The following is an 11,726-nucleotide window of genomic DNA, read 5'->3' as shown; positions in this document are numbered from 1 at the left end:
GGGTTCTGGGAGAGTAGAACGTTGCCAAACATTGTTCCCTGATAGCTCAGTTGGTAGAGCACTCGACTGTTAATCGAGTTGTCACAGGTTCGAGTCCTGTTCGGGGAGCCACTTATTTTTAAAATCCAGGCCTTTGTTATGGAGAGGTGTCCGAGCTGGCCGAAGGAGCACGATTGGAAATCGTGTAGGCGTCACAAGCGTCTCGAGGGTTCGAATCCCTCTCTCTCCGCCATAAGAACTTTGAAATTAGAAATGCCTGTTTACGAGGCCCGTTGGTCAAGTGGTTAAGACACCTCCCTTTCACGGAGGTAACAGGGGTTCGAGTCCCCTACGGGTCACCATTTTCATACCCCATGGAGGCTTAGCTCAGCTGGGAGAGCATCTGCCTTACAAGCAGAGGGTCGGCGGTTCGATCCCGTCAGCCTCCACCATTTTATCTACTCGGAAGAAAGTTAGAATGTCTTCTATTTTCTCCGGGAATAATAAAATATCATGCTAGTAATGACGCGGGGTGGAGCAGCCCGGTAGCTCGTCGGGCTCATAACCCGAAGGCCGCAGGTTCAAATCCTGCCCCCGCAACCAATCCTACTTAGAGTAAGATTACATAGTGTGGAGCTGTGGTGTAGTGGCCTAACATGCCTGCCTGTCACGCAGGAGACCGCGGGTTCGAATCCCGTCAGCTCCGCCATTTTTTATTTCAAACATGAGTCATTAGCTCAGTTGGTAGAGCACCTGACTTTTAATCAGGGTGTCGTAGGTTCGAATCCTACATGACTCACCAATTGCCTTATTTACAGCATGCGCGTATGGCGGAATTGGCAGACGCACTAGACTTAGGATCTAGCGGGCGACCGTGGGGGTTCAAGTCCCTCTACGCGCATCCAATCCAAAGAGCTTTCTTTTATCCTTAACAGGATCGAAGGAAGCTCTTTTTTTGCGTACAAGTTTCGTTAAAATTTGGTTGACATTGATTATTATTATCACTAATATCAAGAGTAGTGATTGACGTGAATTGGCGGGGGGAGATCGCATATGAAGACGATTAAATACTGCTGCAGAAATGAGAAATTCGGATCTAAACAAATATATAAATCCATTAAAAATGAATTCCCTGACTTGAAGCAGAAGAAGAAAGACTGCCTCGGCAACTGCAGACATTGCAAGAAAGAATGTATCGCGATGATTGGGAAGAAGAAACTGCTTTGTGCGGAATCGCCTGACCATTTATATGCACAAATTAAGGAAATTATCTCGGCATCTAAGGCCAAAAGTGTGACGGCTTGAACTTAAATTTGCTAAAATTACTACTTCCGTTTGTATTTGTATGCACAATTCTGTTAATCTTGTATGTATGGGGAATACGCAAGAGATAACCATACAGAAAGGTGTGTGCACAGATGCTAAACGATACACTAACAGAAGCGCTCAATGAGCAGATGAATTATGAGTTTTATTCCGCGCACGTCTACTTAGCTATTGCTGGTTATTGCGCTGCGGAAAGCTTGGATGGATTTTCGAACTTTTTTAAAGTACAAGCAGAAGAAGAGAAGTTCCATGCCATGAAGATATTTAAATTTATTAATGACCGTGGCAAAAAAGTCAGCTTTGCTGGTATGAACACGCCTGTAAATCAGTACGAATCGATCTTGGATGCATTTGAACATGCTTACCTGCACGAGCAAGAAGTAACGAAACGGATTTATCACTTATCCGATTTGGCTTTGAATGATAGAGAGCATGCAACTATGCAGTTCTTGAAATGGTTCATTGACGAGCAGGTTGAAGAAGAAGCGATGTTCGATAGCATTATCAACAAGTTGAAACGTATCGATAAAGATAGCAATGCGTTCTATATGTTGGATGCGGAGTTTGCACAACGCTCTTTCACGCCGCCAGCTGCGGAATAATTACATATCCTATTCATGAAACAGAAACTTACTTGTTTCGCAATCTGCGAAAAGTAAGTTTTTTCTGTTTGTTGACATATAGTTGTCAGTGGTTATTTTGTATAGTAAGGAAAAAGAAAGGAAGTGCATCATGGACAAATTAGATTTATCCAAGGCTTATAAAACGTATTACACAGCTCCAACCAAACCGCAAGTTGTTGAGTTTGAACCGATATCTTATGTCGCGATTGTTGGGAAAGGGGATCCCAATGGTACGACCTTCGCTAACGCAACAGAAGCGCTGTATACAGTCGCATACGGTGTTAAGGGGCAGTGCAAGAAGGCAGAGCAAGACTTCACTGTACCGAAGCTAGAAGGGCAGTGGTGGGTCGATGGTGATCCTAGAACAGCGTTAGAGGTGCCAAGAGAGGAGTGGCATTGGAAACTGCTCATTCGGATGCCGGTATTTGTAACGGCTGATCTTGTGGAAGAAGCGCGTCGCGTTGCGTTAGTGAAAAAGAAGGAGCTTACGGTTATTGCGGATGTTGGGTATGAAACATTGCATGAGGGACTCTGCGTTCAGATGCTGCATGTGGGACCGTATGCGACAGAACCGGAAACACTGGCACAGATGGAGTATTTTATAGCTCAAGAGCAACTCAGTTATCGTGGACTTCATCACGAGATTTACTTATCTGACCCGAGGAAGATTGATCCTGGCAAAATGAAAACGATATTGCGATATCCCGTTCAAACAATAGAAGTGGTGAAGGGGTGAATTTTGCTGTAAAATAGAAGATAATGTCGGGAACTGTGGGAGTGAGTGCAGATGCGCATACGTAGAATGGCTGCAAGGGGACAAGCTGTGGTTGTCCTTGTGATCTTATTTAGTTTGCTGTATCCGGCACCTGCTGCCCAAGCTTCTTGGTTAGATCGGATCAAAGATATTTATCAATTGCCAAGCAATGTCGAGCAGATCCAGAAGGATTACGAAGCGACGAAGCAGCAATTAGAAGAGCAGAAGGATAAGTTATCGGAGGCGGTCAAACAGTCACAGGAAATTCAGGATCGTATCCTCAGTCAGAACGAGGCACTGAAGAAGGATAACGAACAATTGCAGGAACGTTTGAAGGCCATGGAACAAGTGGCGTTAGACAAAGATAAACGAAATCGCAAGATTACCTACATGGTCATTACGACAGCAGCATTAGTTATAGGTTATTTCTTGCTGGGGCGTGTGTTTCGTTTCTTCGTATGGCAGAGAAGGAAGCGTGGGATGCGCTAGCAGCGAGTGGCGGGGAGGTTGTGTGGTTTGGAGATTATCTATGAAAATGCAAGCTCACAAGCCAGGATGGCGACGCTGCAGCTTCTAAAGGGAGAAGCTGTGCATGTGCTGCATCCCAACCAAATTGTTGCGTTTCAGGGAAGGCCTGAGCAGCGTGAAGATGCACTGATGAAGCTTCCTAGCATGTACAGGAAGAAGCGGCTGATTCAATCACGCATTCTTGGTCCCGGTCGTGTATTAATGGGGTTGCCAGAAGCGTACAGTTTGGCTGTCGTGCCCTTGGAAGCCGAAGACGATCTATTGTTTGAATTTCGTCATGTGCTGTTCTATACGGAAGGTGTGACGTTTACAACGCATCTACAGAGTGTGAAGAATACGTTGATTACACAAGATTTAGTTAAAATGCAGTTCCATGGCCCCGGCAATCTAGGTTTGCTAACAGCTGGGCCAATCCATCACATGGCTTTGGATGCTGTCGAACCTCTGTACGTGGACGTTAGTTGTCTTGTTGCCTATCCGCGACAGGCTAAGCTGCGCCTCTGTGTATACGGCAACACACTGGCAAGCCAGCATATGAATTATCACTGGGAAATCACAGGGCATGGTCATGTACTCATGCAGCCTTGTAAGCCCGATCCCAAACTGGATGAGCATATGAAATCGGATGGCTTACTGCGCCGCATAGCGCGGGAAGTTCTGCCATTTGGGGGCGTTTTCATCAAATAATAAAAAAATACAAAAAAAAGTTGCATTTGTTTTGAATACCTGATATATTATTCCTTGTCGCCTCAGAGAATCACTTGATGAGCGAATGAGAAATGTACCGTGCGGAAGTGGCTCAGCGGTAGAGCATCGCCTTGCCAAGGCGAGGGTCGCGGGTTCGATCCCCGTCTTCCGCTCCAAAGTTTTATGCGCCCTTAGCTCAGCTGGATAGAGTATTTGACTACGAATCAAAAGGTCGGGAGTTCGAATCTCTCAGGGCGCGCCATTTACACTTTATCTACACCACGGGACGTAGCTCAGCTTGGTAGAGCACCTGCTTTGGGAGCAGGGGGTCGCATGTTCAAATCGTGTCGTCCCGACCATTTTAGTTTTTCTTATATGCGGGCGTAGTTTAATGGTAGAACTTCAGCCTTCCAAGCTGATCGCGCGGGTTCGATTCCCGCCGCCCGCTTACACAAGAATGAGACCACCTTCGGGTGGTCTTTTTCTTTCAATGAGCAATAAACCTACTGCTGGTAATTTAACTGGATTTTCTCCATCTATTTGAAGCGCATTTCGTGAACTTGAAAGATTAACTGTATTTCCTGTAGTTATATTCCTTCGATTTGCTCGATTCTTCAAATTACATAGGAATTAAATGTACTTTTTCCATCTAAACACGAAAATACGTCAGATTCGAGTAAAATAGCTGTAGTTTATACATCTAACCACGAATCGGGAGTTCGCAAAAGAAAGACAGAACCATTGATGCAGAGTATCGACGTTCTATCGTATCTTCAAATTTTCCAATAGTCATCCTCGTGTATCTAGGTTAAAATGGGAAAAACATGCAATGGGGGACTAACCGAAATGAACGCTATTGAAAATCGTATTCAGGGATTACATAATTATCATGCGGAGTTAACGGCGACGGCTGATCTGGCTGCATTCTGGGAGCGCACATATGCAGAAGCTACGCAAGGAGCATCGTATACAAGAGAGAAGGTAGCTTCATCTTTTGTACAAGCGGAAGTCAATAAGATTGTCTTGCAAGGAGCAGCGGAAACACCGATCCATGCTTGGTTGTTGCTGCCTAATGCAGAGAGTAACTCGAAAAAGGTACCGTGCATTGTTACATTCCCAGGCTATACGGGTTCCAAGGGAAGACCCGAGGATCATGCAGCTTGGCTGCTTATGGGATACGCGGTACTTGCGGTTGATGTACGCGGGCAAGGCGGCGATAGCGGTAACCTGCTGCCACAGGAGACCGGTATGACGAGAGGATGGATTACACAGGGGATTCTCGACCCCGAGACGAGCTATTATCGCGCGGTTGCGATCGATTCCTTACGTGCTGTGCAATGCGCGTTAGAGCAGTCAGAGATCGACAGTGAGCGGGTATTCGTGTACGGTGGAAGCCAAGGCGGCGGGCTGGCGCTACTCGTAACCGCGCTTGAGAAGCGCATTCGGGCAACAATTGCGCATGTTCCGAATCAATGTCACATGGATCTAGGTCTTTTGAATTCGGTTAGTTCCCTTAGTGAGGCAGCGGATTTCGTTACCCGTTTCCCAGAGTATCTGCCTCATGTACTGCGAACGGTTTCTTATTTTGATATCATGAATCTAGGTGATCGTATTGGGCAGCCTGTTCATGTTACAGTAGGGCTGAAGGATACGTGTTGCTTACCAGAAGCGATATTCGCTGCATATAACCGAATTGAATCCGCAAATAAATCTATAGCAGTGTATCCCTTCATGGGGCATGCAACACCTCCTGGTTCCCATGCAGCAGCGCACGACTTTTTCTCAAAATGGTAAGGACAGAAACAAGTGTCATTTAAAGTGTGCTAGACCCTACCTTTACCGAGATCTCATGGATCCGCAAAGGTGGGGTCTTTGTGTGTGCGGAGCGTTGAGGTGATCGATCATTTCCGTACAAAGTAAGAAGCAGCACAGTTGGATAAGATAACCTATAGCTAACGTGAAGGGAGGTGTTGACGGATGAAGGTCAAAGAGGATTCCTTTGAGGAGGTATTCGAACTAATGGAAGCCGCATTTCCAGATACGGAAATAAGGACATATGAGGGTCAGCGGGCACTACTAGCGCATCCTAACTATAGATTAGATATCGAGCGAGATGATCAGGGGCAATTGCTCGGCTTCCTGGCGAGTTGGAACTTTAGCACGTTTCGATTTGTGGAACACATTGCTGTCAATGGTGCCATCAGAGGTGGTGGGATTGGCAAGCGAATGCTGACGACGTATATGAGTAGCGCAAGTACACCCATCGTACTTGAAGTAGAGCCTCCTGCTACCTCAGATGCTGCGCGGAGAATTGAATTCTATAAGCGCTCCGGGTTCCATTTGAACCTATTCCCCTATGCTCAGCCTCCTCTCCGAGAAGGGCAACTGAAATTGCCACTCAACATTATGAGTTATCCTAGTCCGATGACGGAAAATGAGTTTAATCCCTGTAAACAGATCCTGTTTACTGAGGTATATCGGCAGCCGCTCTGAGAAGAGTGGCTGTTTTCGTATGCTTTTACATAGAAGAGGAAACACTTACCATCTCGCAAAAGTTGTCAGGCTAAAACGAACTATGCTAGTCTAACATAGACAAAAAATGCCGAATCTCAGAGCAGCGATAGCTCTGGTACGGGGGACTTCTTTACTTGGGGTGAATGAATGCTCAGTTAGCTTAGGCTAATGGGGCGCACTAGGGAAAACCTCTTCCCGAACCCGTCAACTAACCTCGGAGGCTTCAAGGAGGCACAAACGTTTTGAAACTTTTCACCAAAAGCTTTATTTGTTCATGCGCTCTTCTAGGCGCAGCTATTTCCCTATTTGCCGCTCCATCTGCACATGCCGCTGGTCCCGACACCTCTTCGGTAAAGGTTCAGGTCAATGATGACCTGGTGAAGTTCCCGGAAGATCAACCGTTTATTGATACGGATGGTAAGCTTCAGGTGCCGCTGCGCGTGTTGTCGGAGAAACTAGGTTATCAAGTGGGATGGGCGAAGCAAGGCGATGAAGTCGTTGTCACGCTGATGAACAAGCAACAGGCGATTCAACTCACGACAGACGATGAGCAAGCGATCGTGAACAGTAAGTTAGTCGCATTAGAGAGTAGTCCAACGCTAGTTAAGGGTAGTACCTATGTTCCTCTACGCTTCGTGACAGAGACGTTCGGATCTGAGATCTCGTGGAACGATGCGAATAAAATCGCGATCGTGGAAGAGGATGGCAAGCCTCACAAACCAGCTTGGATAGCACCCCCGCCAGTAGCCTTAGCGGCCCCAGCGGCCAAGGTCGTTCAGCCGTCCATTTCAGCTCAAATTATTCAGGCTGCAACGACTTTCAAAGGGACGCCTTACAGGTGGGGAGGAACAACGCCTAAGGGCTTCGATTGCTCTGGATTCGTTCGTTATATCTACGAGGCCAAAGGCATCGAGTTGCCGCGCACCTCCGTGCAAATGTACGATCAAGCGGGGGCGAGAGTGACGGATTTGAAAGAGGGAGACCTTGTCTTCTTTGCTTCAGGAATCGTCAATCATGTGGGCATTTACATTGGAAACAATCAATTTATTTCCTCGACAACGTCCGTTGGTGTAACGGTTGATAGTCTCGCTAGCTCCTATTGGGGCTCCAGATATGTAGGTGCCAAGCGCGTATTATAGGTTGTTACAAATTAAATGCAAGCAAGTTGTATGAGAGCGTACGTTCGCTAAGTCTTTCTAAATGGAGAGCAAAGCGGCGTATGCTCTTTTTTTTGCGCGGATTTGTGCGATTTTTATCGAATTTTTGAGGATTATAGCCTATAATGGAACAATGATTGGAAGAAGGTAGGTGACGCGTGCGACATGCAAGTTAGTGTCTGGAAAAGCTGGTTTCATAAAATAAAATTGTCGGTCCGAACAGATCGCATGTACAACGTGGAAACAGGTCCTGCCATACCGGAAGACATTCGGGTTGTAATTAAGCAATTTTTTCATACATATAACCATTTCAAAGGGGCAAGACAATTCCAAACGGATACTTTTATTAAAGAAGTATTTTATGCAACGAGGCAAGATCCGAGGGATCAACGCTCCATCGATGAGATGGAAAGTTATATTCAGAGCAAGAATGTGAATCGGTTACGACTGAAAACCTATGTCATTGATGAATATTTACGCGTTGGTGAGAAGGTATGCATGATTGGTGTGACGCGGGAGTTCAGTAATGCGCATCGCAATCGAGTGCTCTATTTTATCATACAAGAAGAAGGTACTTGGCGGTTTCATCATATCGTAAGGTCGCATCATGGCAAAATTCTTGAAAAATTCAAGGTGAAGGAACAGGTTGGATTCGTAGTTGGAGATGATAAGGTGGCGCTGCTCTTTCTTACACATGCCGATTCGGCCGATGCTTCTACGTTTATGTTAGGAGATTATGTTCACTCTGAAGGCTATCTAGAAGTGGAGCAAGAAGTCAGTGGTCAGCTCTATTATCGCATTGTTCGGATGAATCGCGTACATTAAGAAAGTTGTATCGTCAGATCTATAAGCGGCATGAATAGGCTTTGCTCGGTTGTCGAGTAACGCTTATTTGGTGTATGCGAAAGAGCTAGGCAAGTGGACACAACCTACCTCCATATGAAAGAATGGAACTACGATGGATCAGGTGGAAGGTTAGGTGTATATGCCTGAAAGGGAGGCAAAGATGGATAGAGAACCGATGGAGCTGCAGGAGCAGTTTTGGAAAAAAGTAGATGGCGAGCAGTTAGGACAGCTTCTACGCATGATTGCTTTAAGCGATGGACTGGAGCCTAGTCGGCTTGCTTTTGTATGTATAGGGACAGATCGCTCAACAGGCGATTCGCTGGGTCCACTTGTAGGAAGCAAGCTCGTGGAGCTAGGCTATCCATACGTCATTGGTACGTTGGCAGCACCGTGTGATGCTACGAATTTGGCCATACGTTTGCAGGAAATTCCACCGAATGTTGTTGTTATTGCGATCGATGCTTGTTTGGGACGGAAATTGAGTGTGGGTTTGTACCAATTGTCGAACCAGCCTTTGGCTCCAGGCCAATCAGTTGGGAAAAATTTACCTCCCATTGGTGATTATACGATTGCAGCGATCGTCAATGTGGATGGACCTAGGCAGTATAACGTTCTGCAAACGACTTCGTTATATCGTGTTATGCAGATGGCTGAAGAAGTAACCTGTGCAATTGTGCATGCAATTCCTTTGTAGCGAGGGGCAGCAAAGAGGAGAAAGATCGGAGTGATGGGTGAGTGATCGGACCAGGTGGATCAGGTGGGCCAGGCGGAATGGGGCGGCTTTCCGACCGGAATCGTCCAAAGGCCAAGTTGAAGGATGTATCGATACGAAGGATTTTGTTATTGTTCAAAAGATATTGGGGACAGCTCTTGGTCATTATCGGCTTGGCACTGCTTGCGGCAGTGATGGGGTTGATCCCACCTCTAGTTATGAAGGAAATTATTGATACGGCCATCCCGCAGGGACGTGTTCAGCTCTTGTCTGTGATGGCGATGCTGTTAATCGTGCTGCCCGTCTTAAGCGGCGTAGTGGGCGTATGGCAAAACCATCTCAATACCAAAGTAACCCAAGGGGTTATCCGGGATTTGGGACAGTCGCTGTTTCATAATTTGCAACGGCAATCGATGTCGTTCTTCACGGACGCGCGCTCTGGCGAAATCGTTCAGCGAATCACAGGTGATGTACAGTCTGTACAGAGTGTGGTTACGTCAATAGTCGTATCTTCGATCACGCAGATCGTCGTTGTTTTGACAACTATAGGGATATTGTTTGCATTAGATTGGAAGTTGGCGATTATTTCGGTGCTTATCCTTCCACTTTTCGTTTTGCCTGTGAAAAAGGTATCCAAGGTGCGGAAGGATCTACGGATTGAAACGCAAAAGGTGCGCTCCGACATTACCTCGCAGCTGAATGAAAATTTCGGGATATCGGGGGCTTTGTTGACGCGGATTTTTGGCAGAGAGAAGCAACAAGAGCAAGAATTCACAACGATGAACCAAAAGGTGATGGATCTTGAGCTGCGGCTCAATCTGGTTGGCCGTTGGTTCGGAATGGCAACGAGCACATTGGGGCCGTTAGGCACGGCAATTATTTATATTTATGGCGGCTATTCCGTCATTCAGGGTGATATGACATTAGGCTCGATCGTCGCGTTTACGGCTTATCTGGGACGGCTGTATATGCCTGTGGGGACATTGCTGAACCTACATGTCGAGGTAGCGACAGCGCTGGGGGTATTTCAGCGGATCTTTGAGTATCAGGATATGGTGCCGGATGTTATGGATGCTGAGGGTGCGCGCCCGTTAGGCACGGTGGCGGGGCATGTGAGGTATAAGCAGGTTTCTTTTGCTTATAAGGTTGGGGAGCAGAGGAGAGTGCGGGAGAGAGGCGAGGGAGCTGAGAGAGGGAAGCAGGTGGAGCAAGGCGGGGAAGCTGAGAGAGGGAAGCAGGTGGAGCAAGGCGGGGGAGCTGAGAGAGGTAAGCGAGTAGAGCAAGGCAGGGGAGCTGAGAGAGGTAAGCGAGTAGAGCAAGGCAGGGGAGCTGAGAGAGGGAGACAAGTGGAGCAAGGCGAGGAAAGGGAGAAGGTGCAGTATGCGCTGCGCGACATCACCTTTGAGGCGCAGCCTGGTGAGATGGTCGCGCTTGTTGGACCTAGCGGCGCCGGGAAGTCGACGCTGATCGGGATGATCGCACGGCTGTACGATCCGACAGCCGGTGCTGTTGAAGTCGACGGCGTGAATGTCCGCGACGTGGAGTTGGCGTCACTGCGGTCGCAGATCGCGTATGTGACGCAGGAGTCTTTTCTGTTCCACGCGACGATTGGCGACAACCTGCGCTTCGCGCGGGAGGACGCTACGCGTGAGGAGATGGAGGCCGCTTGCCGGCAGGCCTACATCCACGATTTCATCGTGTCGCTCCCCGAAGGGTACGACACGATGGTTGGAGAGCGCGGCCACCGGCTCTCCGGTGGCGAGCGCCAGCGGATCGCGATTGCTCGCGCGATCCTGAAGCGCCCGCGCATCCTCATCCTCGATGAGGCGACGTCGCACTTGGACTCGGAATCCGAGTCCTATGTGCAGGCGGCGCTCGAGGAGCTGATGCAAGGGCGCACGACGCTCGTGATCGCGCACCGGCTCTCCACGGTGCTGGCCGCCGATCACATTCTGGTGATCGAAGCGGGCAGCGTCGTGGAGCGGGGCACGCACAGCGAGCTGCTCGCACTGGAGGGGCTGTACGCGCGGCTGTACAGCACACAGTTTGCGAAGGCTGCCGAGGAGGCAGCGAAGGACGGCTTAGGGTAGCCGCCGAAACGCCGGAAATAAGGCCCGAAAGGGGCCTTATCTCAGGGTAAGGCGCCCTCGGCGGGGAGATAGCGCCCGAAAAGGGCGCTAACTGTGAGAATAGCCCCCCGAGTGGGCGAAAAATTGGAAATAAGGCCCGAAAAGGGCCTTATCTCAGGGTAAGGTGCCCTCGGGGAGGGGATAGCGCCCGAAAAGGGCGCTAACTGTGAGAATAGCCCCCCGAGTAGGCGAAAAATTGGAAATAAGGCCCGAAAAGGGCCTTATCTCAGGGTAAGGCGCCCTCAGCGAGGGGATAGCGCCCGAAAAGGGCGCTATTTGTGTGAATTCGCCAACGGAACGAGCGCTACACTATATCGTTTCACCTGCTAATGATAGAACTGGACCTCTGTCAAGAAAGTAGACACCTGTTAAGAGAACTAAATTACTTTTTTGTAGTAATTTTCTTCAAATTTAACTGGTGAAAGGTAACCTAAAGAACCGTGGATTCTTTTACGATTGTAAAAAAGTTCA

Annotated in this window: 11 protein-coding genes, 12 tRNA genes and 1 riboswitch; all 23 genes read left to right on the top strand. The window is 48.1% G+C overall.

What is annotated here, in order from left to right; translation table 11 throughout:
* Positions 1 to 35: 35 nt before the first annotated feature.
* The 23 genes from AC58PV_RS35255 (at position 36) to AC58PV_RS35145 (ending at position 11,216) form a co-directional block, all read left to right on the top strand.
* A tRNA-Asn gene (locus AC58PV_RS35255) sits at positions 36 to 111 on the top strand.
* A gap of 29 nt (positions 112 to 140) precedes the next feature.
* Positions 141 to 232: transfer RNA gene (locus AC58PV_RS35250), tRNA-Ser, on the top strand.
* 34 nt (positions 233 to 266) lie between these two features.
* A tRNA-Glu gene (locus AC58PV_RS35245) sits at positions 267 to 341 on the top strand.
* Positions 342 to 355: 14 nt separating this feature from the next.
* Positions 356 to 431, top strand: a tRNA-Val gene (locus AC58PV_RS35240).
* Positions 432 to 505: 74 nt separating this feature from the next.
* Positions 506 to 582, top strand: a tRNA-Met gene (locus AC58PV_RS35235).
* A 29-nt stretch (positions 583 to 611) separates the two neighbouring features.
* Positions 612 to 688 (top strand) — tRNA-Asp (locus tag AC58PV_RS35230).
* A gap of 17 nt (positions 689 to 705) precedes the next feature.
* A tRNA-Lys gene (locus AC58PV_RS35225) sits at positions 706 to 781 on the top strand.
* A gap of 19 nt (positions 782 to 800) precedes the next feature.
* Positions 801 to 880 (top strand) — tRNA-Leu (locus tag AC58PV_RS35220).
* Between the two features lie 152 nt (positions 881 to 1,032).
* Positions 1,033 to 1,284, top strand: a complete 252-nt coding sequence (locus AC58PV_RS35215; protein WP_497437694.1) for a DUF1450 domain-containing protein — start codon at positions 1,033 to 1,035, stop codon at positions 1,282 to 1,284.
* A 113-nt stretch (positions 1,285 to 1,397) separates the two neighbouring features.
* Positions 1,398 to 1,907, top strand: coding sequence for a ferritin (locus tag AC58PV_RS35210; RefSeq protein WP_056620645.1), 510 nt, complete (start codon positions 1,398 to 1,400; stop codon positions 1,905 to 1,907).
* A gap of 130 nt (positions 1,908 to 2,037) precedes the next feature.
* Positions 2,038 to 2,664, top strand: coding sequence for a GyrI-like domain-containing protein (locus AC58PV_RS35205; RefSeq protein WP_497437692.1), 627 nt, complete (start codon positions 2,038 to 2,040; stop codon positions 2,662 to 2,664).
* Between the two features lie 51 nt (positions 2,665 to 2,715).
* Positions 2,716 to 3,171, top strand: coding sequence for an SH3 domain-containing protein (locus AC58PV_RS35200; protein ID WP_497437691.1), 456 nt, complete (start codon positions 2,716 to 2,718; stop codon positions 3,169 to 3,171).
* Between the two features lie 27 nt (positions 3,172 to 3,198).
* A complete protein-coding gene (locus AC58PV_RS35195) occupies positions 3,199 to 3,897 on the top strand; it encodes an AIM24 family protein (RefSeq protein ID WP_497437689.1) in 699 nt (232 codons plus the stop codon).
* Between the two features lie 101 nt (positions 3,898 to 3,998).
* Positions 3,999 to 4,073, top strand: a tRNA-Gly gene (locus AC58PV_RS35190).
* Between the two features lie 9 nt (positions 4,074 to 4,082).
* Positions 4,083 to 4,159, top strand: a tRNA-Arg gene (locus tag AC58PV_RS35185).
* Between the two features lie 20 nt (positions 4,160 to 4,179).
* Positions 4,180 to 4,256: transfer RNA gene (locus AC58PV_RS35180), tRNA-Pro, on the top strand.
* Between the two features lie 18 nt (positions 4,257 to 4,274).
* Positions 4,275 to 4,345, top strand: a tRNA-Gly gene (locus tag AC58PV_RS35175).
* 398 nt (positions 4,346 to 4,743) lie between these two features.
* A complete protein-coding gene (locus AC58PV_RS35170; protein ID WP_497437688.1) occupies positions 4,744 to 5,691 on the top strand; it encodes an acetylxylan esterase in 948 nt (315 codons plus the stop codon).
* A gap of 183 nt (positions 5,692 to 5,874) precedes the next feature.
* Entirely contained in the window at positions 5,875 to 6,390 is a 516-nt protein-coding gene (locus tag AC58PV_RS35165) for a GNAT family N-acetyltransferase (protein ID WP_497437687.1), read from the top strand.
* 97 nt (positions 6,391 to 6,487) lie between these two features.
* Positions 6,488 to 6,649: riboswitch (cyclic di-AMP (ydaO/yuaA leader) on the top strand.
* Between the two features lie 4 nt (positions 6,650 to 6,653).
* Positions 6,654 to 7,550, top strand: coding sequence for a C40 family peptidase (locus AC58PV_RS35160; protein ID WP_497437685.1), 897 nt, complete (start codon positions 6,654 to 6,656; stop codon positions 7,548 to 7,550).
* Positions 7,551 to 7,733: 183 nt separating this feature from the next.
* The gene (locus AC58PV_RS35155) at positions 7,734 to 8,393 is read left to right on the top strand and encodes a hypothetical protein (RefSeq protein ID WP_497437683.1); all 660 of its coding nucleotides are present in this window, start codon (positions 7,734 to 7,736) and stop codon (positions 8,391 to 8,393) included.
* Between the two features lie 181 nt (positions 8,394 to 8,574).
* Complete coding sequence (gene yyaC, locus AC58PV_RS35150) at positions 8,575 to 9,108, top strand: spore protease YyaC (protein ID WP_497437682.1); 534 nt, start codon at positions 8,575 to 8,577, stop codon at positions 9,106 to 9,108.
* 77 nt (positions 9,109 to 9,185) lie between these two features.
* Positions 9,186 to 11,216, top strand: a complete 2,031-nt coding sequence (locus AC58PV_RS35145; RefSeq protein WP_497437681.1) for an ABC transporter ATP-binding protein — start codon at positions 9,186 to 9,188, stop codon at positions 11,214 to 11,216.
* The last annotated feature ends 510 nt before the right edge of the window (positions 11,217 to 11,726 follow it).

Source organism: Paenibacillus sp. J22FR83 (assembly GCF_059691955.1).
Note: the sequence above shows the minus strand (reverse complement) of the source record. Positions and strands in the feature narration are given on the sequence as shown.